This window comes from Streptococcus sp. M334 (assembly GCF_000187745.1).
Lineage (GTDB): Bacteria > Bacillota > Bacilli > Lactobacillales > Streptococcaceae > Streptococcus.
Genome location: NZ_GL732487.1, coordinates 238,599 through 262,822, shown reverse-complemented (window position 1 = coordinate 262,822; position 24,224 = coordinate 238,599). Strand labels below are relative to the sequence as shown.

Here is a 24,224-nt window from a genome sequence, read left to right as displayed (position 1 = left end):
ATAACTATCATTTGTACAGTATTGTAAAAGATACTCAATTATTAAGTTTATTTTTAGACTTATAATGGTTTTGGAATTTTAATGTAGGAAATACCAACTTAGGTAATTGCTAAAGAAAAAATCATCATAACAATAGGAGAAAAGAATGTATAAATATAAAATTGTAAACGAAGAAAGTTTGCCTATTTATGGTTATAAAATTCATATATCAGCAACGTTTGATAATTATAAGGATATGTATAATCTTCTTTCTCCTTTGTTAGATGCTAGAAAGATATCTTATAAGTATATATATAGAGAAGAAGATGTAGCCTATAATTTTTCTGTTAGAGAATCTCCTGTTAATTCGGGGAAATATTTTACGATTTATCCTGAAAATGACCATGTTTTTCTTGATCTATTAGAGCTTCTTTACCAAACTATTCCTAAAAATATGGAGGGAATTTATATTCTAAGTGATCGTGCCTATAAAGATTCCAATACGATTTTTTATAGATATGGCTTCTTTAGAGAAGATTTGGAGTATTTAGAAAAAGGCATTCCGACTTTGCTGGGACCAAATGGAGAAAAATGGCAAGACTATCAAAAACCATATTTTAACTTACCAGAATGGATTCAAGATATTCAAGAGAATACGTTTATAAAGGATTCATATTTATCAAGAAATTATAGATTGAAAGCCATGCTATCACAGTCAAGTGGAGGAAACGTCTATCAAGTAGATTCAGTGATAGAAGGTAAAAAGTATATTTTGAAGGAATGTCGGCCTCATGTTATTTCTTTTAGAGGGGTAGAGACTCAAACACTTAGAAAAAATGAATATGAAATTTCAAAAAAATTATTAGATCATACTCCAGTTGTGCGTGAAACTGTTACAGAGTGGATTAACCAATATTATATTTATGAGTTTATAGATGGTAGTGATTTATTAAAATACACAAAAGCATACTCTATTGTCAGCTATAAGAAGCCTAATAAGGAGTTAAACACTAAGAAATTTAAAAGTTTTTTATTGATTACTAGGGAACTATTAGAATTGGTTGAATATTTTCATAGTCGAAATATTATTTTAAATGATATACATCCCGGAAATTTTATAAAATCAGAGAATAAACTTTACTTTGTAGATTTAGAAAATAGTTATGAGTATGATAATAAACCAGCTATTGGTTTGTATAGCGTAATTAGCTTAAAGGAATGGAACTCTATAGATGGCAAAGTATCTGATTGCCATAAAGTTGGGAATTTACTACTATTTTTGTTGGCTAGATTGCATATAAAATCAATGGACGATTTATCACAATCATATCATATTTTAAATTCTTTATTGGCTGAATTTGGTTTAAGAACAAATTTTACAAGTATTATAGAAAAACTATTTTCTAAGGATGCAACAGTATCTGATATCCTGAAAGATTTAAATGAAATTTATGTTTATCAAATTGAATCCCTGCATAGTTTAGATGAGGTTCTAACTGATCAACCAGAAAGATCTTTTACTATTACTGAGATTATTAATAAAGAACTAGTCAATTTTCAACGATATGAGAATGCTAAAAATAATCAGCGATTACTGCAACATCTGATGCATAGAGAAAAAAATTTAGGACTAGATGGATTGTCTGGCTTACTTATTTTGATGAAAATATATGACTTTGATTGCGATATTATTGATTATGGAATTAATATCATTATTGAAAAATTAATTGTGGCAGATAATGGTAGGATGGTTCCGATAGAATCAAATTTAGTTTCACCTTATCTAAATAACGGGACAGCAGGATTTATTCGTGCTTTGATTTTTATAGATTTTGAAAAGTATACAGATCTAATCAAAGAATTATCTGAAGGATTAATTACAGAATTTGCTCAATATGCAGATTTCTGGAATGGTATGCTAGGGATAGCTGATACATTGTTAGAACTGTATTGTTATTTTAAAGTAAGAAAATATAAAGAAGTTGCATTGTCTTTGTTAAATACAGTAGAGTGCTATGTGAAGTATTCTAAAGCAGATAAGCAAGAGTACCTTTATGTGTTATCTAAGTACATGGATATGAAGGAGTTGTGATGAAAGTATTTCTTCAAAATAGAGATTTTAGGCAATTAACCATCAACCAGTGGATTTCGACGCTTGGGGATACGATTTTTTATCTGGCCTTTTTGAATTATGTGGCAGATGCTTCTTTTGCTCCTTTGGCGATTTTACTGATCACGATTTCAGAAACCCTTCCTCAAGTTCTGCAAATCTTTCTGGGAGTTTTGGCGGATTTTCAACATCATCGTGTCCTAAAATATACAATGATTAGTTTTGCAAAATTTTTGCTTTACTCTATCGTTTCTTTATCACTTTCAGGGCAGTCCTTTTCCTTGTTATTAGTAGCATTTATTTGTCTGATTAACCTCTTATCTGACACATTGAGTTATTTTTCAGGCGCCATGCTCACTCCGATTTTCATTAGAATTATTGGGCAAGACCATCTGGCAGAAGCTATTGGATTTAAACAGTCAACTGTTAGTTTAGTGAAAACAATCAGTAATATTCTAGGAGGAGTCTTACTAGGTATTCTATCTATCCAGTCTATTTCCTTACTGAATGCTCTGACCTTTTTAATCGCATTTTTAGGTATTCTTTTCATAAAAACAGACCTCTTGAAAGTAGAAAAAACGATTAGCTATCAAGAAGGACTCTCTGTAAAATCCTTTTGCCAGCATCTGCTCCAATCATCAAAATTGATATGGAATATGAATAAGGTGCTCTTGGTTTTGTTTATTATCTCTATTAGTCAAGCAGTGATAAATGTTACAGTTCCTGTTTCTACTCTGTTTTTGAGGAATCAGCCCTTTTTGAATTTACAAACAGGTCAATCTCTTGCCTTGTTATCCACCCTTGAATTGTCAGCCCTTATTGTCGGAAGCCTTGTGAGTGGCTATCTGAAGAATACAATCTCCATAAAACTAGCCCTATATGCCTCGCTTATTATCCAATTACTCCTTTTAGTTGGCTTTGTGGCAGTTCGTTTTGACTGGATTCTTATCTTTAGTGCCTTGGATGCCTTTTTCGCAGGTATCCTCTCTCCTCGATTACAGGAACTCATTTTTAAACAAATACCTGAGGAGTCAATGGGAGCAGTTCAATCCTCTATCGGCGCCATTACAGTTGTTTTACCTAGCTTATTTACAATAGCTTTGGTAACCATTGCTACTAGCTTTGGAACTCTGGCAGTTAGCTTTGTTTTATTGCTATTTCTTCTAGCTGCCTTTATCATACTCTTGAATATCCGTGAAAACATTTAGCGAAGAATGTGTATATTATATGTTTGAGACTGGATTCCAGTCTGTTTATGATGGCTACAATCAGCAGACTGTTAAATTTTTGAGAAAGTTGCTTGACATTTTAGACCAATCGGTTTATAATTAAAAAATGTAGAGGTAAATACATGAGAAAAGAAGAAAAAACAAGACTACGAAGAGAGAAAATCATTACCGCTGCTTTGTTTGAATTTGCTACAAAAGGCTATCAAGGTTTTGTCATCAATGAACTTTGTAAAGTGGATGGTATTGCCAAAGGAGTTTTGTATCATAATTTTTCAGGGAAATCAGACCTCTATCTAACTTGGTTTCAGGATATGAACATCAATTATCACAGGTTTTGGATATGATGATTTATGGAATACTAGAGGAAGATTCCTCTAAAAAAGGAGAAAAATAATGTCGAAAATTTGGAAATGGTTGTTACTAATTGCGGGTATTTTTGCAGTTTTTGCAGGTTTTAATATGTTTGCACATCCTCTTATTAGCTTGGCTTCCATGACTTTCTTGTTTGCACTTGTATTTGCAGTTCAAGGGATTTCTGAGATTGTACAATACTTCAAATCAGAAGAAAAGCATGGCTGGAATTTATTTGGAGGAATTGTTACCCTCATCCTCGCTCTTACCTTATTCTCAGGTAGCTTTATTGAAATGGTAACATTTGTACCATTTATCATTTCTTTATGGGTCTTGACAAATGGTATTACAAAAACTATCGTTGGTTTCAAGGTTCGTAAGACGGATAAATCGGTAGGTACCCCTCTAGTTTGGATGGGGATTTTAGGAATCGTAGCAGGTTTAATCATGATGGGATACCCATTGATGACCGGTCTCTATATTAGTTACACCATTGCCTTTGTCTTTATTTATCAAGGTATTGTGGCAATTGTTCAATTCTTCAAGATTAAATAAGAATAAAATGGAGTCTGTCTGATTACAATCAGCAGACTTTTTTCTCTTTCCTGAATGTGTTATAATAGTCCATGCTGTGGCTGGAACTGATTCAGCCCATTTATTAAGACGATATGAGGAGAAAGATGAAAGAAAAAGGATTTTGGGAGGGGGCGCAGGCAGCCATGCCAACAGCCCTTGGTTATGTCAGTATCGGCCTGGCCTGTGGGATTATCGGTGCGCCCTATGTGACACCTGTTGAGATGGGCTTGATGAGCCTCTTTGTTTATGCTGGGAGCGCCCAGTTTGCCATGTTGGCCTTGATTGCGGTTCAGGCGCCCGTGGCAGCTATTGCTATGACGGTCTTTTTGATTAATTTGCGTCTCTTTTTGCTGAGCTTACACGCATCGACCTATTTCCGTCATACCAGTCTCTGGCAAAATATTGGTATGTCTAGTCTCTTGACAGATGAGACCTACGGCGTTTTGATGGGCGAATTGGCCCATACAGACAAGGTCAATCCGATGTGGATGCACGGAAACAATCTCAACAGCTATGTGGCTTGGTTTGTGGGAACAGTGGTTGGAACGGCTCTAGGTGGTCTGCTACCAAATCCAGAAATCTTTGGGCTAGACTTTGCTTTGGTTGGGATGTTTATCGGAATTTTTGCTTCGCAATTCCAGATTATGCAAAGACGGATTCCAGTCCGCAATCTGCTCATTATCCTAGCAGTTGTTGCGGTATCCTTCTTTTTACTCTTGACAGTGGTGTCTCAGTCTCTAGCTGTTCTGTTTGCGACGCTACTTGGTTGTAGCATGGGGGTGGTGTTAGATGGTCAGTAAGTATCTTTTGTTAGCAGTTATTTTCTCTGGCTTGGTGACCTGGATTCCCCGTATCATTCCCTTCATCTTGGTCAAGTATAAGGGCTTGCCTGCTATCGTTGAGCGTTTTTTGAAATTCTTGCCCGTTTCTATTATCTTTGCCTTGATTCTTTCAAGTGTAGTGACAGGTAAGGTTGGGAGCCTTCCTCAAATCAAATGGCTGGATTTCTTAGCAGTCTTTCCAACAGCTTGGGTAGCCTTTCGTTATCGCAATCTAGTCGGAACAGTTCTCTTTGGAGTGGTCTTAATTGCACTCTTGCGTTTGGTCTTTTAATACTCTTCGAAAATCTCTTCAAACCACGTCAGCGTCGCCTTACCGTACTCAAGTACAGCCTGCGGCTAGCTTTCTAGTTTGCTCTTTGATTTTCATTGAGTATAAATCAGCCATAAAGAAAACCTATCACAGATATAGATATCATATAATGGCGCAAATGGTCTTTTTCTGTTAAGATTATAAGGTATTCTATTTTGGAGGAAATGACATGAAAAAAATCGTTAAATACTCATCTCTTGCTGCCCTAGGGCTTGTTGCTGCAGGTGTACTAGCAGCTTGCTCAGGTGGTGCTAAGAAAGAAGGAGAAGTAGCTAGCAAGAAAGAAATTATCGTTGCAACTAATGCTACACCAAAACCATTCAACTATGAAGAAAATGGCGAATTGACTGGTTACGAAATTGAAGTGGTTCGCGCTATCTTTAAAGATTCTGACAAATATGATGTCAAGTTTGAGAAGACAGAGTGGTCAGGAGTCTTTGCAGGACTTGATGCTGACCGTTACAATATGGCTGTTAGCAACATCAGCTACACTAAAGAACGTGCTGAAAAATACCTTTATGCAGCTCCAACTGCTAAAAACCCTAACGTTCTTGTAGTGAAAAAAGATGACCCTAGCATTAAATCGCTTGATGATATCGGTGGAAAATCAACAGAAGTTGTTCAAGGGACAACATCTGCTAAACAGCTAGAAGACTACAACAAACAACATTCAGATAATCCAACTGTCCTAAAGTATACTAAAGCGGACTTCCAACAAATCATGGGACGCTTGAGCGATGGCCAGTTTGACTATAAGATTTTTGATAAAATCGGTGTTGAAACAGTCATCAAAGACCAAGGTTTGGACAACTTGAAAGTTATTGAACTTCCAAGCGACCAACAACCTTACGTTTACCCACTTCTTGCTAAAGGTCAAGATGAGTTGAAATCATTTGTAGATAAACGTATCCAAGAACTCTACAAAGACGGAACGCTTGAAAAGTTGTCTAAACAATTCTTCGGAGACACTTACCTACCAGCAGAAGCTGATATTAAATAATTTTTTGAAATCATCCATTCTGAATAAGGTGGATGATTTCTCAGTTTTTAAGGATATAGTTTTAAACTATATATCTGACTATCTAATAACAATTTGTGAAATCAAATAAATTGTGAGATACTAGTACGGTATTATTTTTAAGGAGAAAGAATCATGAAAATCAAAAAATGGCTTGGTGTAGCAGCTCTTGCTACAGTCGCAGGTTTGGCTCTTGCAGCTTGCGGAAACTCAGAAAAGAAAGCAGACAATGCAACAACTATCAAAATCGCAACTGTTAACCGTAGCGGTTCTGAAGAAAAACGTTGGGACAAAATCCAAGAATTGGTTAAAAAAGATGGTATTACCTTGGAATTTACAGAGTTCACAGACTACTCACAACCAAACAAGGCAACTGCTGATGGCGAAGTAGATTTGAACGCTTTCCAACACTATAACTTCTTGAACAACTGGAACAAAGAAAACGGAAAAGACCTTGTAGCGATTGCAGATACTTACATCTCTCCAATCCGTCTTTACTCAGGTTTGAATGGAAGTGACAACAAGTACACTAAAGTAGAAGACATCCCAGCAAACGGAGAAATCGCTGTACCAAACGACGCTACAAACGAAAGTCGTGCACTTTACTTGCTTCAATCAGCTGGCTTGATTAAATTGGATGTTTCTGGAACTGCTCTTGCAACAGTTGCTAACATCAAAGAAAATCCAAAGAACTTGAAAATCACTGAATTGGATGCTAGCCAAACAGCTCGTTCATTGTCATCAGTTGACGCTGCCGTTGTAAACAATACCTTCGTTACAGAAGCAAAATTGGACTACAAGAAAGCACTTTTCAAAGAACAAGCTGATGAAAATTCAAAACAATGGTACAACATCATCGTTGCGAAAAAAGATTGGGAAACATCACCAAAAGCTGATGCTATCAAGAAAGTGATCGCAGCTTACCACACAGATGACGTGAAAAAAGTTATCGAAGAAACATCAGACGGTTTGGATCAACCAGTTTGGTAATAAGAAACAGGGAGGTGGGAGAGAAAATTCCACCTCTTGCTTTTGTATAGAGCATGGATTGTAAAGAAGACTATAGGTTCATAGAAAGGTAGAGAGAATATGGTTTTTCCTAGCGAACAAGAACAGATTGAAAAATTTGAAAAGGATCATGTAGCCCAGCATTATTTTGAGGTTTTGCGTACCTTGATTTCTAAGAAGTCGGTCTTTGCCCAACAGGTTGGACTTAAGGAAGTTGCCAACTATCTGGGTGAGATTTTCAAGCGTGTTGGGGCTGAAGTGGAGATTGATGAGACTTATACGGCGCCCTTTGTCATGGCACATTTCAAGAGTTCGCGTCCAGATGCCAAGACCCTGATTTTCTATAACCACTATGACACTGTGCCAGCGGATGGGGATCAGGTGTGGACAGAGGATCCCTTTACGCTTTCGGTCCGCAATGGCTTTATGTATGGGCGTGGGGTTGATGACGACAAGGGTCATATCACGGCTCGTTTGAGTGCTTTGAGAAAATACATGCAGCACCATGATGACCTGCCTGTCAATATCAGTTTTATCATGGAGGGAGCGGAGGAATCCGCTTCGACAGACCTAGATAAGTATCTAGAAAAGCATGCGGATAAACTCCGTGGTGCAGATTTGTTGGTCTGGGAACAAGGAACCAAAAATGCCTTGGAACAGCTGGAAATTTCTGGTGGAAATAAGGGGATTGTGACCTTTGATGCCAAGGTGAAAAGCGCTGATGTGGATATCCATTCTAGTTATGGTGGGGTTGTGGAATCAGCTCCCTGGTATCTCCTTCAAGCCATACAGTCTCTTCGTGCAGCAGATGGCCGTATCTTGGTTGAAGGTTTGTACGAAGAAGTTCAAGAGCCAAATGAACGTGAATTGGCCTTGGTGGGTACCTATGCCCAACGAAATCCAGGGGAAATCAGCCAGATTTATGGTTTGGAATTACCCCTTTTACAAGAGGACCGCGCAGCCTTTCTGAAACGTTTCTTTTTCGAGCCAGCCCTTAATATCGAAGGGATTCAGTCAGGTTACCAAGGACAAGGGGTTAAAACGATTTTACCAGCAGAAGCCAGTGCTAAGCTAGAGGTTCGTTTGGTTCCTGGTCTAGAACCGCATGATGTTCTGGAAAAAATTCGGAAACAGCTAGACAAAAATGGCTTTGATAAGGTAGAATTATACTATACCTTGGGAGAGATGAGCTATCGAAGCGATATGAGCGCACCAGCCATTCTCAATGTAATCGAGTTGGCCAAGAAATTCTATCCACAGGGCGTTTCAGTCTTGCCGACAACAGCGGGGACAGGGCCTATGCATACGGTCTTTGATGCCCTAGAGGTACCAATGGTGGCCTTCGGTCTAGGAAATGCTAATAGTCGAGACCACGGTGGGGATGAAAATGTGCGAATCGCCGATTATTACACCCATATTGAATTAGTAGAGGAGCTGATTAGAAGCTATGAGTAGAGATATTATCAAGTTAGATCAGATCGATGTGACTTTTCACCAAAAGAAGAGAACCATCACAGCGGTCAAGGATGTGACCATTCACATCCAAGAAGGGGCTATCTACGGAATCGTTGGATATTCTGGAGCAGGGAAATCAACCCTTGTACGGGTGATTAACCTCTTGCAAAAACCATCTGCAGGGAAAATTACCATTGACGACGATGTGATTTTTGATGGCAAGGTGACCTTGACGGCCGAGCAGTTGCGTCGTAAACGTCAAGATATTGGAATGATTTTCCAGCATTTTAACCTGATGAGCCAAAAGACAGCAGAGGAGAATGTAGCCTTTGCCCTTAAACACTCTGGACTCAGCAAGGAAGAAAAGAAGGCTAAAGTAGCCAAGTTGTTGGACTTGGTTGGCTTGGCAGACCGTGCTGAAAACTACCCTTCACAACTATCTGGAGGGCAAAAACAGCGTGTAGCCATTGCGCGTGCCTTGGCCAATGATCCAAAAATCTTGATTTCAGACGAGTCAACTTCTGCCCTTGACCCTAAGACAACCAAGCAGATTTTGGCCTTGTTGCAAGATTTGAACCAAAAATTAGGCTTGACGGTTGTCTTGATTACGCATGAAATGCAGATTGTCAAAGACATTGCCAACCGTGTGGCAGTTATGCAGGATGGGCATTTGATTGAAGAGGGCAGTGTTCTTGAAATCTTCTCAGACCCTAAACAACCTTTGACCCAGGACTTTATCTCAACAGCCACTGGCATTGATGAAGCCATGGTTAAGATTGAGAAGCAGGAAATCGTGGAACATTTGTCTGAAAACAGTCTCTTGGTGCAACTCAAGTATGCGGGTGCTTCAACAGACGAGCCACTTTTGAATGAATTGTACAAGCATTACCAAGTAACGGCTAATATCCTCTATGGAAATATCGAAATTCTCGATGGTACTCCTGTTGGAGAATTAGTTGTGGTCTTGTCAGGTGAAAAAGCAGCGTTGGCAGGTGCCCAAGAAGCCATTCGTCAAGCAGGCGTACAACTAAAAGTATTGAAGGGAGGACAGTAAGATGGAATCATTGATTCAAACCTATTTGCCAAATGTCTATAAAATGGGTTGGGCTGGTCAGGCAGGCTGGGGAACAGCCATCTATCTAACCCTTTATATGACAGTTCTTTCTTTCATCATCGGAGGGTTCTTGGGGCTAGTGGCAGGTCTTTTCCTTGTTTTGACAGCGCCAGGTGGTGTCTTGGAAAATAAGGTCGTTTTCTGGATTTTAGATAAGATTACCTCTATTTTCCGTGCGGTACCATTTATCATTCTCTTGGCAGTCTTGTCACCCTTCTCTCATCTAATCGTAGGAACAAGCATTGGTCCAAATGCGGCTATCGTACCGCTATCTTTTGCAGTCTTTGCCTTCTTTGCCCGTCAAGTACAGGTGGTATTGGCTGAACTGGATGGTGGTGTCATTGAGGCGGCTCAAGCGAGCGGAGCGACATTCTGGGATATCGTGGGTGTCTACCTATCAGAAGGTCTGCCAGATTTGATCCGTGTGACGACTGTGACCTTGATTTCTCTTGTTGGAGAAACAGCTATGGCTGGTGCGGTTGGAGCTGGCGGTATTGGTAACGTAGCCATCGCTTATGGATTTAACCGTTACAATCACGATGTAACCATCTTGGCAACCATCATTATCATTTTGATTATCTTTGCAATCCAATTCTTGGGAGATTTCTTGACCAAGAAATTGAGTCATAAATAAAAATAGCTAGGACATCTGTACATCATTCATAAGAGTTGTCGTTATAGTCAAGACTTAAAATTCTCTGTACTGGTTGCTATCAATCGTCGCTTCTATGAGTTAGAGAGTTAAGAATTGTGGGGAGTCAATATGCAAAATCTGGGAGAAGTTTTTAAAGAATTGAGAAAGAGTCGAAATGTATCTCTCCAGGAGGCGACGGGAGGAGAGTTTACTTATTCCATGCTGAGCAAATTTGAGCGTGGAGAAGCAGACTTATCATCTATGAAATTGATTACTGCCTTAGATAACATCCACTCTGATTTGAACGAATTTATGTACTTGGTACGTGGTTTTTCTCAGAAACAGGTTTTGGCTTTTCAAGAAAATCTCTGGGAACTATATGACAGAGAAGGGATTGATTCTCTCCAATCCTTGTATGAAGAGACGACTAAAAAGTACAGATCAAGTGCTAAAACAAGCTATCTTTTACAAATGATTCGTATCAAAAGCCTTCTTGTGTTTTTTGATTCAGAAATACGAGCAACGGATGAAGAACTGACTTTTCTCTATGACTATTTTTTTACTATTGATATCTGGGGAAATTATGAATTGGAACTATTTTCAACGATTTCTACTTTGTTCCCTCTGCCCCTCTATTTTAAATATTCTAGGGAGATGTTACAAAAGACGGATTTATTAGGCTCTTTACCTAGTAACAAAGTCGGTATTGATACCATTTTGATTAATGGACTCTTTAAAGCGATAGAGGAAAAGGATAAATTAAAAGCAGACTATTTTACCTTTCAGATTGAAAACCGCGATTTACCAGAATCTGAAGCTTATCTTAAAATCATTTATATGATTGCTAAAGGGTATTATGATACTATTTTTAATGTAGAAAATAAGGGTCTTGAAAAAATCCAGAGAGGCATTACAATCTTACAAGATTTAGAGTATGTAGGTGGTGCAAGATACTATGAAAACTATTTTGCAAATCAGCTTTCAAATAAAGATTTGTAATATATTCTCGTTACATCGACTGATGAAAAATAAATAGCCTTGTAGATGGATTGATAATTAGTAGTTTCTAGGCGCTAGAGTTTCTATTTTCAGAAAAAATATATTACAAAAAAGTGGGGAGCCCCGCTTTTTTTGTTAGACTGGATTCAATAGAATACTCTTTGAAATGTGAGAAAGGCCTGTTATGAAACTATTCTTAAGACATCATTTATTTAGAATACTGACCTTATCAAGGTTTTTGAGCTCAAGTGGAGCTTATATTTATAATCTGGTATTTATCGTTTACGCTGCGAGTCTACCCTTTAAAAATATAGCTGTATTTATGGCGAATATAATTACGATTTTACCTTTCCTATTTACTTTTTATGTTGGGATTAAGGCTGATCATACTCGAAATAAAGCAGGAACAATTATCTGGGTTGGTTGTGTGCAAAGTCTACTATTTCTTTTGGTTGCTAGTGTGATTCAAGACCAGAACTTCGTAACATTTGCTCTTATCTGTATGGTTAATATCTGTTCGGATATTTTATCAGATTATACAGCAGGCCTTCGTATGCCGATTATCCAGCATAATATTTCGGAAGATAAGCTCTATGAAGCTTATTCCTTTACTCAGTTTGTTTCCTATTTATCAAATCTAGGAGGTCAAGCCTTAGGAGTGTGGTTACTCACAACAAGCCACCAAAATTTTTCTTTTGTTGCAATTGTGAATGCTGGCTTCTTTTTACTATCTTCTCTTATTTTGTTCAAAAATAGAAGAGAATTGACGTATTTGTCTGTAATGGTAGAGAATGAGTCGATTAGTTTATTTCAACAAGTTAAGGCAATCTATGCGGACATGGATGATATCTTTAGGCAGAAAGAAAGTAAATCCTTGTTTAAAATGATTCTTGTCATTTTAGTGATGAATACTTTGGGAGGAGCTGTTGGAGGTATTTATCACTTTTACTTATTAGACCATACTATCTATCATCTCAGCTATGCTCAAGCTCTATTTTTAATTGAATGTGTCAGCTTGGGAGGAGCTATTCTTGGTAGCCTAACTCCCCATGATTATTTTGGGAAATTGTCGTTTTCAAGTTTGCTATCGCTCAATGCAAGTCTGTTTGTCTTGCTTGCTACTGCTAATATTTTAGATTTTTCTCCTCTAGTAGGTGTTGCCTGCTTAGCCTTTGTCATGTATTTGATGTCGAAATCAATGCCTAAATTAGATACTCTGTTATTGTCTAATTTGAGCGCGGATGTATTAGCTCGAAGTAATAATCTTTTGAGTATGATTTTTTCCCTAACATTACCCTTGGGGATGTCTATATTTTCCTTCTTAGCTTTACAAGATATCAGGCTTTGTTGGTGGGTCTTTTTAGCAGGGAGTGTGATAGGGTTGATTTTATCACTAGAAAAAAGAAGTTTTTCAGGTAAAAAAGTTTAGCCTAGAAAGCTCAGGATTACTAGAAGGTCTGCCAGATTTGATCCGTGTGACGACTGTGACCTTGATTTCCCTTGTTGGGGAAACAGCTATGGCTGGTGCGGTTGGAGCTGGTGGTATTGGTAACGTGGCCATCGCTTATGGATTTATACTCTTCGAAAATCTCTTCAAACCACGTCAGCGTTGCCTTGCCGTAGGTATATGTAACTGACTTCGTCAGTTTTATCTCCAACCTCAAAACAGTGTTTTGAGCAACCTGCGGCTAGCTTCCTAGTTTGCTCTTTGATTTTCATTGAGTATTAACCGCTATAATCACGATGTGACTATCTTGGCAACCATCATTATCATTTTGATTATCTTTGCAATCCAATTCTTGGGAGATTTCTTGACTAAAAAATTGAGTCATAAATAAAAAAGAGCCGTGTGGCTCTTTTTTAGTAATCAGATTTTTTGTGCCAATTTTTTACTCAAGGCTTGTCCAATCAAAGCACCCACTAGGGCTCCGATGACAATACTTGCGATAAATAGAAGGACGGTTCCAGGGTTTGGTGCGACCATGATACGGTCGATATATTCTTGCGATTTTCCTCTTGCCAGAAGAGTAGCCATATAGGTTTTGGGAGCAATCCACATGAGTAGAATTGGTCCAGATGTGCTAAAAGCGAAAATAACGAAAGAAAGGAAATTCTTTGTTTGGTTCTTGTATTTTCCGAGGCTAGCTACGGCATCTGCTAGCAGACCACAGATAATTCCAGGAAGGAAGGCACCAGCACCGTGTTTAGTCCCCAAGAAAAAGAGGGCGATGACAAGGCCGATAGTGGTAATGGCTCCAAAGCGCGGAACTTTTGCGACTAGGATCATATAGACGCTACCGCCGACAAGGGCAGTAAAGGCAGGCGCATAAAACATGTTTCCAGTTTGGTCAAAGAGATTGCCCAAAAGGACACCAATCCCCATGCAGAGGAAGTAAAGAACTGCAAAAAGAAGTGTAGTTAAGATAGACTTTTTCATGAATTGTCTCCTGATAATTTTTTCACAATTCTCATTGTACCATGGTTTGATGGGATTGTAAATGGGGAGAAAGTGTTATTGTTTGCTTGCCAAACTAAATTTTTTATAGATTTGTTAATAGTAGATGGTTAGATTGTTTTACTGTAAGGCTTAAACAAATTCTATCTTCGCATATCTACTAAACAAACAACGCATTAAGGCTGCCCAGCAACTCTTACTTTCAACTAGTGACAGCATCGAAGATATTTGTTATGCGGTTGGCTACAGTAACGTTGGATATTTCTATAAAGTGTTCCGAAAATTGTGCGGAAAGTCTCCCAAAGCCTACCGAAAACAGGTAGAAACTATACTATAAGACTTGTATTCCCTTACAAAAGGTGCTATAATATCAATAATAACATCAGGAGGTTCTATCATGAAAAAGAAACCGATTTATCTATGGGTCTTGCTAATCTTGTCTGCTCTTATTTCAGCTATGTCTCTGTTTGGAATGTTGAGTCCCTTACCTAGCAAAGAAGCTCTTCGTGCCGCTCAGAAACAAGTTGCAGGGGTCAGTGCTCAGCAATTAGAAGACCAGCTTAATTACAACTATAGAGTAGCAGAAGCATATCATTCTATTTTTAATATGGCCTTGATTGTGCTATCTGCTATTTTAGTGGTCGTAGCGATTGTCTTCCTTATTCGTAAGAATTTGCAATATGCAAACTATACTTACGTTGGCTATGTTTTGTTAGCTATTATCGGTTCGATTTATGGCTATGTTGGTTTACAGGACGCTGTGCAGTTGGTTCAAGATGAAAGCATGCGTTTGACAATGAGTATTGGTTCAAAAGCTGTCAGCATTTTCTATATCGTCATCAATATTCTCTTCCTAGCTCTTGTCTTCTATAAGATTTGGCGTCAACAGAAAGCCTTGGCTGAAGAAGAGGAAACAGAAGAACTTGCTTAAGTATTGACAAAAAAGAGCTATCAAGTTACAATCTTGGTAGTTCTTTTTCGATTAAAAATAAAATCATGGAGGAAAATATGAAGACAATTTCTTTAGTTTATATTAGTTTGAGTGGCAATACTGAGAGTTTTGTGACGCGCTTGAAAGACTATCTCTTGTCCCAGTACGAGGGAATTGAGGTTCAAAAGATTCATATCAAGGATTTGGTCAAGGAAGGTCACGATTTCTATGAAATGGACCACCCTTACGTCGCCTTTCTACCGACCTACCTTGAAGGTGGGAATGGCGTGGATAATGGAGATGTAGAGATTTTGACGACACCAGTGGGGGATTTTATCGCCTATGGTGACAATGCTAGTAAGTGTTTTGGCGTGGTTGGCTCAGGAAATCGTAACTTTAATAACCAATACTGCCTGACAGCTAAGCAATACAGCCAACGCTTTGGTTTCCCTGTCTTGGCTGACTTTGAAATGCGAGGCATGCTGGAAGATATCAAACGTGTCGCAGCTATTATCGCAGATTTGTATGAGTTGGAAAGGGAGAATTAAGGTAGTTATAAGAGGCGTTTGGGATTTTTCAACTGTTTTTTGGAGTATAAACAGTCTTTGAGAACGTAAAAAAGCATAAGTTCAAGTCTTTAAAACCTTGTTCTTATGCTTTTTATCATAGAAATATTTGCTGAATTTTCTCTTGAAATGAAACCTTATCTTTATCTCGCACTTTGTCGATTATCCTGCTTTTCCGATTGCGAGTGCGTAGATAAAGAAGATGGCGAAACCAAAGAGGAAAATCAATCCTGCAATGGCAAGATGTTTGAGCCAAGAAGGAAGATTTTTGTTTCCACGCGTTACCAAGGCGTAGTTTAAAAGAGCGAAGAATGGTGTTGTCAGGAAAGAACCAATCATAGCAAAGCGGAGCATGGTTGAAACCTGACCAGCGAAGAACTTGATAATGACGATACCGATGATAGCAGTGATGGTCATCCAGATGTTCAAAGATTTACTACTGTCTTCTTTTTGACTGATTAGCAGTCGGAGAGATTCCTGATTGACACGAGAATAGCCATCAATAACAGTGATAACTGTTCCAAAGATACACAGGAAGGCAATAAAGGTAATCAAGTAACGGGACCATTCGCCAAGAACAGAGGCATACATGCCCACGAATTGAGAGATGTATTTGGCTGAAGCAGCTTCAACTGCTTGCCCTGTAGGATATTGAATCAATGCTCCCAGTGCTACAAAGAACACAGCTAGGATAGCTGTTCCAATGTAACCAACGTTAAAGTCAAATAGAGCGTCCTCGGTGTTAAAGTTGACGGTCTTTTTCTTTTCAGCAGACCAAAGTGAGTTGATAGCTGAAATTTCAATAGGAGCTGGCATCCACCCTAAGAGGGAAACGATGAAGGGAAGAGCTGCCATTTGCCAAGGTGTTTTCTCGACAAAATTAGAACTGTATTCTGGATGTTTGACCGCTGCGATGATAACTGCAAGAACAGTTGCAATGGTCAAAGCAGACATTATCCATTTTGCCATGCCGTCTAAGAGTTTGTAGCCTCCAAAGAGTAACATAGCCCAAATGATTGCAACGAGAATGAGGGACCACTGAGTGATGCTAAGTCCAATCATTGGGAAGGCACTGGCGATGATAGCTGAGCACAGAATAGCAACACCAGCTGTGTTGACCATAGCCGAAAAGACATTGATAATAAAGAAAATCCAGAGATAGAGTTTTCCTTTTTCGGCATAACCTTCAACCAAAGTCTTTCCAGTATCAGCTGTGTATTCAGCACCAAAACGGAAAAATGGATATTTAAAGACATTGGCTAAGATGACCAAGAGAAGTAGAGACCAACCGTAAGAACCGCCAGCTTGAGTTGAGGATACAATATGGGAACCTCCAACAGCGGCAGAAGCCATTAGGATTCCCGGTCCCATTGCTTTTAGTTTACTTGCCCAGGTGGATTGATTTAACGAAATAGCTTGTGACATGATAGATACTCCTTTTTGAATTTTCAGAATAATCTGGATATATAATCTATATTCTACAAAAAACTTTGAGAAAATGCAAGATTATTTTGAAAAAAGATAGAAAATTTACAAAGAAAATCTGAAAATAACTACTATGATAGCAAGGTACAGTAGGGGAAAGAAAAACCGAGAAGTTTCTTTCTCGGATTTGCTTATTATGAGGTTCCTATTGTCTATGCTCCAAGAGTTGATTGATATGGTCTACTTTTTTTGATGCTCTTTTATAGGAAATAGTCCAAATGATGAGGTAGACAATCGCAAACTCGATAATGAGTTGGAGATAGAAAATCCAGTGGAAGGGGAACCAACCTGCTAGGGTTGCTAATGGGATAAATCCTACTAGCATAAGGAAGAAATGGGTCAGAGTTGCACGGAGCAAGCTCCAGTCACGACTGAATAATCGCTTGCCAAAGTTGAAGAGAATACCGATGGCTGCCCAGATCAGTGTGCAGTAGAGCAAGACCAAGGCACCGTGAACTTGATGTTGAGTCATCACTTGTCCGATGAGAGAGTCGGGACTTAACGGGGCGTAGGTACTTGGTGCATAAATGAGTGAAAAGATGATAGAGAGGATGAGACCGATGAGGACACCAGTAGCTGCGTCGTGGAAGATTTGTTTTTTCATAGTTCTAATTTCTCCTTGATGGTTTTTAGATAACGGCGTGAAGAGTAGGTGAAGCTTTCGTTTTTCAAGAAAATTTCTACTAGGCCGTTGGGGGTGAGCTTGAGATGAGAGATGGAATCGATATTGATGATTTCTGATTGGGAAATTTGGATAAAATTGGTTGGCAGAATTTCAAGGACCTGATAGAGTCGCAAATCAATGCTGTAGGTCTGACTCGCGGTTTCTGCTAGAACCTTCCGATTCTCGATATAGAAGCGTTGAATCTTGCCAACCTTAACTAGATAGACCTGATTATCGATTTTCCCTTTGATTTTTTCTGTTAGATCCAGATTTTCTGCGAACTCGATGACTTTCTGGATTTTATCTGTCGGCTGAGGTGCTTGAACAATCAGCTTTTCCTCTTCGTAAGTTTCACTAATCTGTAGTTCTACTTTCATAAATTTCTCTCCTTGTTTTTCATACAAAATTGTGATCACTTCTTGTATACCTTTATTAAACACTATTTTACGACACCTGGCAAGGGACTTTGTCTATGTGGAGGGATTTGGCTTCTATGTGGTGCTTGTTTCTCTGTCCCATCTGAAATATGGTATAATAGCACTAATCAATTTCTAGGAAAATAGATACGGAAAGGGGCTGAAAGATGTCTCATATTATTGAATTACCAGAGGTGCTGGCAAACCAGATTGCCGCTGGAGAGGTTATCGAGCGTCCAGCTAGCGTTGTTAAGGAGCTGGTAGAAAACGCCATTGACGCGGGTTCTAGTCAGATTATCATTGAGATTGAGGAAGCAGGTCTCAAGAAAATTCAAATCACAGATAATGGTCATGGAATTGCCCACGATGAGGTGGGATTGGCTCTGCGTCGTCATGCGACCAGTAAGATAAAAAATCAAGCAGACCTCTTTCGAATTCGCACGCTTGGTTTTCGTGGTGAAGCTCTGCCTTCTATCGCATCCGTCAGCGTTTTAACTCTTTTGACAGCAGTTGAGGGCGCAAGTCACGGAACCAAGTTAGTCGCGCGTGGGGGAGAAGTTGAAGAAGTCATCCCAGCGACTAGTCCTGTGGGAACCAAGGTTTGTGTGGAGGATCTCTTTTTCAATACGCCTGCCCGCCTCAAGTATATGAAGAGCCAGCAAGCAGAGTTGTCTCATATCATTGATATTGTCAACCGTCTGGGCTTGGCCCATCATGAGATTTCTTTTAGCTTGATTAGTGATGGTAAGGAAATGACGCGGACAGCTGGGACTGGTCAACTGCGCCAAGCAATCGCAGGGATTTACGGTTTGGCGAGTGCAAAGAAGATGATTGAAATTGAGAATTCTGACCTTGATTTCGAAATTTCTGGCTTTGTGTCCTTGCCTGAGTTAACTCGAGCCAACCGTAACTATATCAGTCTCTTCATCAATGGCCGTTATATCAAGAACTTTTTGCTTAACCGTGCAATTCTAGACGGCTATGGAAGTAAGCTCATGGTGGGACGTTTTCCACTGGCTGTCATTCACATTCATATCGACCCTTATCTAGCGGATGTCAATGTGCATCCAAGCAAGCAAGAGGTGCGGATTTCTAAGGAAAAAGAACTGATGACGCTGGTCTCAGAAGCTATTTCTAATAGTCTCAAGGAACAAACCTTGATCCCAGATGCTTTGGAAAATCTTGCCAAATCGACTGTGCGTAATCGTCAAAAGGTGGAGCAGACCATTCTCCCGCTCAAAGAAAATACGCTCTACTATGAGAATACTGAGCCGACAAGACCTAGTCAAGCTGAGGTGGCTGATTATCAGGTAGAATTGACTGATGAAGGACAGGATTTGACTTTATTTGCCAAGGAAACCTTGGATCAGCTAACCAAGCCAGCAAAACTGCATTTTGCAGAGAGAAAGCCTGTTAATTATGACCAACTAGACCATCCAGAGCTAGATTTAGCCAGTTTGGATAAGGCCTATGACAAGCTGGAGCGAGAAGAATCATCCAGCTTCCCAGAGTTGGAATTTTTCGGACAAATGCATGGAACCTATCTCTTTGCCCAAGGGCGAGATGGGCTCTACATCATAGACCAACATGCGGCTCAGGAACGGGTCAAGTACGAGGAGTATCGTGAAAGCATTGGCAATGTTGACCAGAGCCAGCAGCAACTCCTAGTGCCCTATATCTTTGAATTTCCAGCGGATGATGCCCTTCGTCTCAAGGAAAGAATGGCACTTTTAGAGGAAGTGGGCGTCTTTCTAGCAGAGTACGGAGAAAATCAATTCATCTTACGTGAGCATCCTATTTGGATGGCAGAGGAGGAGATTGAGTCAGGCATCTATGAGATGTGCGACATGCTCCTTTTGACCAAGGAAGTTTCTATCAAGAAATACCGAGCAGAGCTGGCTATTATGATGTCCTGCAAACGGTCTATCAAGGCCAACCATCGTATTGACGATCATTCGGCCAGACAGCTCCTCTATCAGCTCTCTCAATGTGATAATCCCTACAACTGTCCCCACGGACGTCCTGTTTTAGTGCATTTTACCAAGTCGGATATGGAAAAGATGTTCCGACGTATTCAGGAAAATCACACTAGTCTTCGTGAATTGGGGAAATATTAAAAGCACAAAAAGTCTGGGAAAAATTTTCAAAATCAGAAAAACGCATAAAATCAGGTGTTCACAAAAAACCTTGATTCTATGCGTTTTATTATAGAAATATTTACTTTTTCCGAATAATCGTCAAAAATCTCTTTAAACTACGTCAGTTTTATCAGTAATCTTAAAGCTGTGTTTTGAATACTTGCTGTTACCTTCCTAGTTTGCCCTATGACTTTCATAGAGTATTAAATTGCGATTTTGCTTAGTTTCCTTATTCGTTTAAAAGTAGAGTCTGTTCTATGCGTCCAATGTGCGAATTAGGTTGACCATTTCAATAGCTCCTTGTGCACACTCAGAACCCTTATTTCCTGCTTTAGTGCCAGCTCGCTCTATGGCTTGTTCAATTGTATCTGTCGTTAGCACACCAAACATAACTGGGATTTCGCTATTTAAACTGATTTGGGCGATTCCCTTAGATACCTCGCTACATACATAATCATAATGACTTGTACTACCTCTAATGACAGCTCCCAAGCAGATAATTGCATCATATTTTTTACTTTTTGCCATTTTTGATGCAATCAGTGGTATTTCAAAAGCTCCTGGAACCCAGGCTACCTCGATATCTTTCTCGTTTACATTCTCTCTTTTGAGATTATCCAGTGCTCCAGATAATAATTTTGACGTTATAAATTCATTAAATCTCGCTACAACAATACCGATTTTAATATCGTTCGCTACTAAATTACCTTCATAAGTGTTCATTTATTTTTCCTCCATATTTAAAATGTGACCCATTCGATTTTTCTTTGTTTCTAAATAAAAACTGTCGTAAGGATTGGCTTCTATTTCGATTGGTATTCTACTGGAAATGGTAATTCCATATTTTTCTAACTGTTCAACCTTGTCAGGATTATTTGTCAGTAAATGTAGTGACTGTAGTCCCAGGTCTTTAAGCATTTGTGCTCCAATATAATATTCTCTTAAATCACCTTCAAAGCCTAACGCAAGATTGGCATCAAGCGTATCCATTCCTTGATCTTGTAAATGATAGGCTTTTAATTTATTGATAAGTCCAATTCCTCGTCCTTCCTGTCGCAAGTAAAGTAAGACACCTGAACCATTCTCAGCAATCATTTTCATAGCTTTATCGAATTGCTGTCCACAATCGCACCGTAAAGAGCCTAAAACATCTCCTGTTAAACATTCAGAGTGGACCCGACATAATACATTGGTTCCATCCTCTATATTTCCCATAATAAGAGCAAGATGATGTTCCCCATTTAGTTTATCTATGTAGCTAATTGCTTTAAAATTACCGTATCTAGTAGGCATATTGACAGTTGAAACTCGTTCTACCAGCTTATCATATACTTTTCTATATTCTTGTAATTCTTTGATGGTGATTAGTGGGATGTTGTGTTTCTTAGAGAACTGAATTAAATCATCTGTTCTCATCATTTTGCCATCATGATTCATTATTTCACAACATAGGCCACACTCTTTTAGTCCTGCTAATTTTAATAGATCAACAGTTGCTTCAGTGTGTCCATTTCTTTCTAGAACACCACCGTTTTTCGCAATTAAAGGAAACATATGTCCTGGCCTGCGAAAATCAGAGGGTCTTATATCTTCGGCTACACACATACGTGCGGTCAGTCCTCTTTCCTCGGCAGAAATACCTGTGGTCGTTTCTTTATAATCAATTGAAACGGTAAAAGCAGTCTTATGATTATCTGTATTGTTTTCAACCATAGGTGAAAGCATTAATTGATTAGCTAAACTTTCGCTCATAGGCATACAAATTAATCCTTTGGCATAAGTAGCCATGAAATTAACATTTTCAGTTGTAGCTGCTTGTGCAGAACAAATTAAGTCTCCTTCGTTTTCTCTATCCTTGTCGTCTATAACAAGAACAAGTCGTCCTTTCTGCAATGTTTCTAATGCTTCTTGTATTTTTCGATATTCCATTGACTGATCATCCTTTCTACTAAAATCCATTTTGATATAATAGTTCCTTAGATATTTCTGATTTTGGAGAGTTATCCATCAGTTTTTGCACATATTTACCTAAGATATCATTTTCAAGATTTACTGTACTCCCGACTTGTTTACTCTTAAGAATGGTTTGTTCCAAGGTATGAGGGATAACAGATACTGAAAAGTTTAGTTTGGAGACTTTAGCGACAGTCAGACTAATGCCGTCAATTGTAATAGATCCTTTTTCAACTATTAAATCTAAAATTTCTTTTTGTGTGTTGATTTGATACCATACAGCATTATCATCTTTTTTTATTGACGAGATTTTTCCTGTACCATCAATGTGTCCTGTAACGACGTGACCTCCAAGTCGACCGTTGACAGATAAGGCTCTTTCTAGATTTACCTCACTCCCATGTTTTAATAGGGTAAGAGCTGTTCGACTCCATGTTTCATTCATTACATCAACTGTAAAGGCTTGATGATTGAAATGAGTAACTGTAAGACAGATACCATTTACTGCTATACTATCGCCTAAATGGATATCCGTTAATATTTTTGATGCTTTAATTGATAGTTTACAATTACGAGAGTCTTTCTGTATTCTTTCAACTTTTCCGATTTCTTCAATTATTCCTGTGAACATGGATAAATCACTTCACTTTCTATGAGATAGTCATCTCCTATTTGAGAAAAAGCATAAGGTTTCAATCTAATAGCGTCATTTGGCAAAGAAATACCTTCACCTCCGACAGGAAACTTGGCACTGCCTCCAAAAATTTTTGGTGCAATATATATTTTCAGCTCATCAACAATTTGTTGTTCCAAAGCACTCCAATTCATTAGACTGCCCCCTTCTAGAAGTAGGCTATCAATCTGCATGTTTCCTAGATGTTGCATTAAATCTGATAAGTCTATATGATTGCCTTTTTTCTTTATGGAAAGTATTTCACAGCCATGATTTTTATATAGCTTCATTTTATTTTTGTCTTCCGAGGAAGTGGCAATGTAAGTTTTAATATCATTTGCTGTTTTTACGATTTTAGAGGTAAGAGGAGTTCGTAAATGTGTATCGCATATGATACGGATAGGATTTTTCCCTTCCTCCAATCTACATGTCAGCAAAGGATCGTCTTGAATAACAGTATTGACACCTACCATAATCGCACTGACCTGGTGTCGTAACTGATGCACATGCTTTCTTGCCTCTTCTCCAGTAATCCATTTGGAATGATTTGTTTTAGTGGCTATTTTTCCATCCATTGTCATTGCATATTTCATAAAAACATAGGGTACATGCTGGGTAATGTACTTTCTAAAACTTTTTATTAAGTTAAGACACTCATTTTCTAAAACTCCAACAGTAACTTGAAGATTATTTTCCTCAAGTATCTTTACTCCTTTTCCAGATACAATAGGATTACAGTCTAAACTTCCAATGACTACTCTTGTAATACCACTATCGATTATAGCATCTATACAAGGTGGTGTTTTCCCGAAGTGACAACAGGGTTCAAGTGTTACATAAAGCGTCGCTCCTACAGGGGATTCTCTACAATTTTTAAGAGCATTTCTCTCAGCATGTGGGCCACCAAAAAACTCATGATATCCTTGTCCGATAATGTGATTATCTTTTACAATAACTGCGCCGACCATAGGATTGGGATTGACGTAACCAGCTCCTTTTTGTGCCAGTTTTATTGCTAATTGCATATATTTTGAGTCGCTCATCTCACTACCTCCAAAAAAATATACCTTGAATAGGGAACTACTCAAGGCATACAAAAGAAAACTTATGCGATTAACAAAAATGCTCTGAAATGACAAGTAATCATTTCAGAGCACGCAAAAAGCACAAATATACTTTTATCTTCTTTCATCCAGACTATACTGTCGGCTTTGGAATTTCACCAAATCATGCCTTTCGGCTCGTGGGCTATACCACCGGTAGGGAATTGCACCCTGCCCTGAAGATAGTTATTCAATTACAGATGATTATAGTACTT

The 24,224-nt window shown here is 38.7% G+C and carries 24 protein-coding genes, 2 pseudogenes and 1 riboswitch; of the genes and pseudogenes, 18 read left to right on the top strand and 8 right to left on the bottom strand.

All coding sequences use genetic code 11. The annotated features are described in order from the left end of the window. Window positions 1-145 precede the first annotated feature (145 nt). The 14 genes and pseudogenes from HMPREF0851_RS10035 to HMPREF0851_RS16780 all read left to right on the top strand — a co-directional run. Window positions 146-2,071, top strand: coding sequence for a hypothetical protein (locus HMPREF0851_RS10035; RefSeq protein WP_000280050.1), 1,926 nt, complete (start codon window positions 146-148; stop codon window positions 2,069-2,071). Further along, a complete protein-coding gene (locus HMPREF0851_RS10030; RefSeq protein ID WP_000862412.1) occupies window positions 2,071-3,297 on the top strand; it encodes an MFS transporter in 1,227 nt (408 codons plus the stop codon). The genes HMPREF0851_RS10035 and HMPREF0851_RS10030 overlap by 1 nt, the downstream gene beginning before the upstream one ends. Before the next feature lie 143 nt (window positions 3,298-3,440). Then, on the top strand, window positions 3,441-3,662 hold the full coding sequence (locus tag HMPREF0851_RS10025) for a TetR/AcrR family transcriptional regulator (protein WP_004250194.1): 222 nt from the start codon (window positions 3,441-3,443) through the stop codon (window positions 3,660-3,662). A gap of 49 nt (window positions 3,663-3,711) precedes the next feature. Next, the gene (locus HMPREF0851_RS10020) at window positions 3,712-4,224 is read left to right on the top strand and encodes an HdeD family acid-resistance protein (RefSeq protein ID WP_000036820.1); all 513 of its coding nucleotides are present in this window, start codon (window positions 3,712-3,714) and stop codon (window positions 4,222-4,224) included. A 125-nt stretch (window positions 4,225-4,349) separates the two neighbouring features. After that, a complete protein-coding gene (locus HMPREF0851_RS10015) occupies window positions 4,350-5,045 on the top strand; it encodes an AzlC family ABC transporter permease (RefSeq protein WP_000659742.1) in 696 nt (231 codons plus the stop codon). Then, complete coding sequence (locus HMPREF0851_RS10010) at window positions 5,035-5,358, top strand: AzlD domain-containing protein (RefSeq protein ID WP_000253922.1); 324 nt, start codon at window positions 5,035-5,037, stop codon at window positions 5,356-5,358. The genes HMPREF0851_RS10015 and HMPREF0851_RS10010 overlap by 11 nt, the downstream gene beginning before the upstream one ends. A gap of 208 nt (window positions 5,359-5,566) precedes the next feature. Then, window positions 5,567-6,397, top strand: a complete 831-nt coding sequence (locus HMPREF0851_RS10005; RefSeq protein WP_000724956.1) for an amino acid ABC transporter substrate-binding protein — start codon at window positions 5,567-5,569, stop codon at window positions 6,395-6,397. Between the two features lie 153 nt (window positions 6,398-6,550). Then, complete coding sequence (locus HMPREF0851_RS10000; RefSeq protein ID WP_000694523.1) at window positions 6,551-7,405, top strand: MetQ/NlpA family ABC transporter substrate-binding protein; 855 nt, start codon at window positions 6,551-6,553, stop codon at window positions 7,403-7,405. A gap of 99 nt (window positions 7,406-7,504) precedes the next feature. Further along, window positions 7,505-8,878, top strand: a complete 1,374-nt coding sequence (locus HMPREF0851_RS09995) for a M20 family metallopeptidase (protein WP_000231805.1) — start codon at window positions 7,505-7,507, stop codon at window positions 8,876-8,878. Continuing rightward, complete coding sequence (locus HMPREF0851_RS09990) at window positions 8,871-9,932, top strand: methionine ABC transporter ATP-binding protein (RefSeq protein WP_000085648.1); 1,062 nt, start codon at window positions 8,871-8,873, stop codon at window positions 9,930-9,932. Before HMPREF0851_RS09995 ends, HMPREF0851_RS09990 begins: the two co-directional genes overlap by 8 nt. Before the next feature lies 1 nt (window position 9,933). After that, the gene (locus HMPREF0851_RS09985) at window positions 9,934-10,626 is read left to right on the top strand and encodes a methionine ABC transporter permease (protein WP_000444647.1); all 693 of its coding nucleotides are present in this window, start codon (window positions 9,934-9,936) and stop codon (window positions 10,624-10,626) included. A 129-nt stretch (window positions 10,627-10,755) separates the two neighbouring features. Beyond that, window positions 10,756-11,625 (top strand): helix-turn-helix domain-containing protein, encoded by an 870-nt coding sequence (locus HMPREF0851_RS09980; protein ID WP_001180349.1) that lies wholly within the window; start codon window positions 10,756-10,758, stop codon window positions 11,623-11,625. A gap of 184 nt (window positions 11,626-11,809) precedes the next feature. Further along, the gene (locus HMPREF0851_RS09975) at window positions 11,810-13,054 is read left to right on the top strand and encodes a hypothetical protein (protein ID WP_009014287.1); all 1,245 of its coding nucleotides are present in this window, start codon (window positions 11,810-11,812) and stop codon (window positions 13,052-13,054) included. Window positions 13,055-13,070: 16 nt separating this feature from the next. Next, window positions 13,071-13,463, top strand: a pseudogene (locus HMPREF0851_RS16780) (hypothetical protein); the annotation flags it as partial. Window positions 13,464-13,492: 29 nt separating this feature from the next. Here the strand turns inward: HMPREF0851_RS16780 and HMPREF0851_RS09965 are convergent. Next, the gene (locus tag HMPREF0851_RS09965) at window positions 13,493-14,062 is read right to left on the bottom strand and encodes an MptD family putative ECF transporter S component (protein WP_000748389.1); all 570 of its coding nucleotides are present in this window, start codon (window positions 14,060-14,062) and stop codon (window positions 13,493-13,495) included. A 154-nt stretch (window positions 14,063-14,216) separates the two neighbouring features. Between HMPREF0851_RS09965 and HMPREF0851_RS15740 the strand changes: the two are divergent. From HMPREF0851_RS15740 to nrdI, 3 genes and pseudogenes are all read left to right on the top strand, one after another. After that, window positions 14,217-14,417: pseudogene (locus tag HMPREF0851_RS15740) on the top strand (helix-turn-helix domain-containing protein); the annotation flags it as partial. A gap of 60 nt (window positions 14,418-14,477) precedes the next feature. Next, window positions 14,478-15,011 carry a hypothetical protein gene (locus HMPREF0851_RS09960; RefSeq protein ID WP_000729018.1) on the top strand — a complete coding sequence of 178 codons (534 nt, stop codon included), beginning with the start codon at window positions 14,478-14,480 and terminating at the stop codon, window positions 15,009-15,011. A 77-nt stretch (window positions 15,012-15,088) separates the two neighbouring features. Continuing rightward, window positions 15,089-15,559 (top strand): class Ib ribonucleoside-diphosphate reductase assembly flavoprotein NrdI, encoded by a 471-nt coding sequence (nrdI, locus tag HMPREF0851_RS09955; RefSeq protein WP_004248363.1) that lies wholly within the window; start codon window positions 15,089-15,091, stop codon window positions 15,557-15,559. Between the two features lie 180 nt (window positions 15,560-15,739). Here the strand turns inward: nrdI and HMPREF0851_RS09950 are convergent, their stop codons facing one another. The 3 genes from HMPREF0851_RS09950 to HMPREF0851_RS09940 form a co-directional block, all read right to left on the bottom strand. Next, a complete protein-coding gene (locus HMPREF0851_RS09950; protein ID WP_000075783.1) occupies window positions 15,740-17,002 on the bottom strand; it encodes an NRAMP family divalent metal transporter in 1,263 nt (420 codons plus the stop codon). 205 nt (window positions 17,003-17,207) lie between these two features. Further along, the gene (locus HMPREF0851_RS09945) at window positions 17,208-17,666 is read right to left on the bottom strand and encodes a DUF3021 domain-containing protein (RefSeq protein ID WP_000743984.1); all 459 of its coding nucleotides are present in this window, start codon (window positions 17,664-17,666) and stop codon (window positions 17,208-17,210) included. Further along, on the bottom strand, window positions 17,663-18,103 hold the full coding sequence (locus HMPREF0851_RS09940) for a LytTR family DNA-binding domain-containing protein (protein WP_000861963.1): 441 nt from the start codon (window positions 18,101-18,103) through the stop codon (window positions 17,663-17,665). The genes HMPREF0851_RS09945 and HMPREF0851_RS09940 overlap by 4 nt, the downstream gene beginning before the upstream one ends. Before the next feature lie 206 nt (window positions 18,104-18,309). Here HMPREF0851_RS09940 and mutL point away from each other — a divergent pair, with 206 nt between their 5' ends. Continuing rightward, window positions 18,310-20,259 (top strand): DNA mismatch repair endonuclease MutL, encoded by a 1,950-nt coding sequence (gene mutL / locus HMPREF0851_RS09935; RefSeq protein WP_000018211.1) that lies wholly within the window; start codon window positions 18,310-18,312, stop codon window positions 20,257-20,259. Between the two features lie 276 nt (window positions 20,260-20,535). On the opposite strand, the gene ribE (HMPREF0851_RS09930) is transcribed toward mutL, so the two are convergent. Genes ribE (HMPREF0851_RS09930) through ribD form a run of 4 tightly spaced genes read right to left on the bottom strand, consistent with a single transcriptional unit; the run spans window position 20,536 to window position 23,949 of the window. Beyond that, the gene (ribE, locus tag HMPREF0851_RS09930; protein ID WP_001099498.1) at window positions 20,536-21,003 is read right to left on the bottom strand and encodes a 6,7-dimethyl-8-ribityllumazine synthase; all 468 of its coding nucleotides are present in this window, start codon (window positions 21,001-21,003) and stop codon (window positions 20,536-20,538) included. Continuing rightward, entirely contained in the window at window positions 21,004-22,209 is a 1,206-nt protein-coding gene (locus tag HMPREF0851_RS09925; protein WP_009014285.1) for a bifunctional 3,4-dihydroxy-2-butanone-4-phosphate synthase/GTP cyclohydrolase II, read from the bottom strand. It lies immediately after the preceding gene. Window positions 22,210-22,228: 19 nt separating this feature from the next. Beyond that, window positions 22,229-22,864 (bottom strand): riboflavin synthase, encoded by a 636-nt coding sequence (gene ribE / locus HMPREF0851_RS09920; RefSeq protein ID WP_000493837.1) that lies wholly within the window; start codon window positions 22,862-22,864, stop codon window positions 22,229-22,231. Next, window positions 22,849-23,949: a bifunctional diaminohydroxyphosphoribosylaminopyrimidine deaminase/5-amino-6-(5-phosphoribosylamino)uracil reductase RibD gene (gene ribD / locus HMPREF0851_RS09915; protein ID WP_001284111.1), complete on the bottom strand. Its 1,101-nt coding sequence runs from the start codon at window positions 23,947-23,949 to the stop codon at window positions 22,849-22,851. Before ribD ends, ribE (HMPREF0851_RS09920) begins: the two co-directional genes overlap by 16 nt. Before the next feature lie 133 nt (window positions 23,950-24,082). Beyond that, window positions 24,083-24,197: riboswitch (FMN riboswitch) on the bottom strand. Between the last annotated feature and the right edge of the window lie 27 nt (window positions 24,198-24,224).

Coding starts and splice junctions, on each gene's coding strand:
- HMPREF0851_RS10035 (WP_000280050.1), top strand. CDS start 146: ATGTATAAATATAAAATTGTAAACGAAGAAAGTTTGCCTATTTATGGT.
- HMPREF0851_RS10030 (WP_000862412.1), top strand. CDS start 2,071: ATGAAAGTATTTCTTCAAAATAGAGATTTTAGGCAATTAACCATCAAC.
- HMPREF0851_RS10025 (WP_004250194.1), top strand. CDS start 3,441: ATGAGAAAAGAAGAAAAAACAAGACTACGAAGAGAGAAAATCATTACC.
- HMPREF0851_RS10020 (WP_000036820.1), top strand. CDS start 3,712: ATGTCGAAAATTTGGAAATGGTTGTTACTAATTGCGGGTATTTTTGCA.
- HMPREF0851_RS10015 (WP_000659742.1), top strand. CDS start 4,350: ATGAAAGAAAAAGGATTTTGGGAGGGGGCGCAGGCAGCCATGCCAACA.
- HMPREF0851_RS10010 (WP_000253922.1), top strand. CDS start 5,035: ATGGTCAGTAAGTATCTTTTGTTAGCAGTTATTTTCTCTGGCTTGGTG.
- HMPREF0851_RS10005 (WP_000724956.1), top strand. CDS start 5,567: ATGAAAAAAATCGTTAAATACTCATCTCTTGCTGCCCTAGGGCTTGTT.
- HMPREF0851_RS10000 (WP_000694523.1), top strand. CDS start 6,551: ATGAAAATCAAAAAATGGCTTGGTGTAGCAGCTCTTGCTACAGTCGCA.
- HMPREF0851_RS09995 (WP_000231805.1), top strand. CDS start 7,505: ATGGTTTTTCCTAGCGAACAAGAACAGATTGAAAAATTTGAAAAGGAT.
- HMPREF0851_RS09990 (WP_000085648.1), top strand. CDS start 8,871: ATGAGTAGAGATATTATCAAGTTAGATCAGATCGATGTGACTTTTCAC.
- HMPREF0851_RS09985 (WP_000444647.1), top strand. CDS start 9,934: ATGGAATCATTGATTCAAACCTATTTGCCAAATGTCTATAAAATGGGT.
- HMPREF0851_RS09980 (WP_001180349.1), top strand. CDS start 10,756: ATGCAAAATCTGGGAGAAGTTTTTAAAGAATTGAGAAAGAGTCGAAAT.
- HMPREF0851_RS09975 (WP_009014287.1), top strand. CDS start 11,810: ATGAAACTATTCTTAAGACATCATTTATTTAGAATACTGACCTTATCA.
- HMPREF0851_RS09965 (WP_000748389.1), bottom strand. CDS start 14,062: ATGAAAAAGTCTATCTTAACTACACTTCTTTTTGCAGTTCTTTACTTC.
- HMPREF0851_RS09960 (WP_000729018.1), top strand. CDS start 14,478: ATGAAAAAGAAACCGATTTATCTATGGGTCTTGCTAATCTTGTCTGCT.
- nrdI (WP_004248363.1), top strand. CDS start 15,089: ATGAAGACAATTTCTTTAGTTTATATTAGTTTGAGTGGCAATACTGAG.
- HMPREF0851_RS09950 (WP_000075783.1), bottom strand. CDS start 17,002: ATGTCACAAGCTATTTCGTTAAATCAATCCACCTGGGCAAGTAAACTA.
- HMPREF0851_RS09945 (WP_000743984.1), bottom strand. CDS start 17,666: ATGAAAAAACAAATCTTCCACGACGCAGCTACTGGTGTCCTCATCGGT.
- HMPREF0851_RS09940 (WP_000861963.1), bottom strand. CDS start 18,103: ATGAAAGTAGAACTACAGATTAGTGAAACTTACGAAGAGGAAAAGCTG.
- mutL (WP_000018211.1), top strand. CDS start 18,310: ATGTCTCATATTATTGAATTACCAGAGGTGCTGGCAAACCAGATTGCC.
- ribE (WP_001099498.1), bottom strand. CDS start 21,003: ATGAACACTTATGAAGGTAATTTAGTAGCGAACGATATTAAAATCGGT.
- HMPREF0851_RS09925 (WP_009014285.1), bottom strand. CDS start 22,209: ATGGAATATCGAAAAATACAAGAAGCATTAGAAACATTGCAGAAAGGA.
- ribE (WP_000493837.1), bottom strand. CDS start 22,864: ATGTTCACAGGAATAATTGAAGAAATCGGAAAAGTTGAAAGAATACAG.
- ribD (WP_001284111.1), bottom strand. CDS start 23,949: ATGAGCGACTCAAAATATATGCAATTAGCAATAAAACTGGCACAAAAA.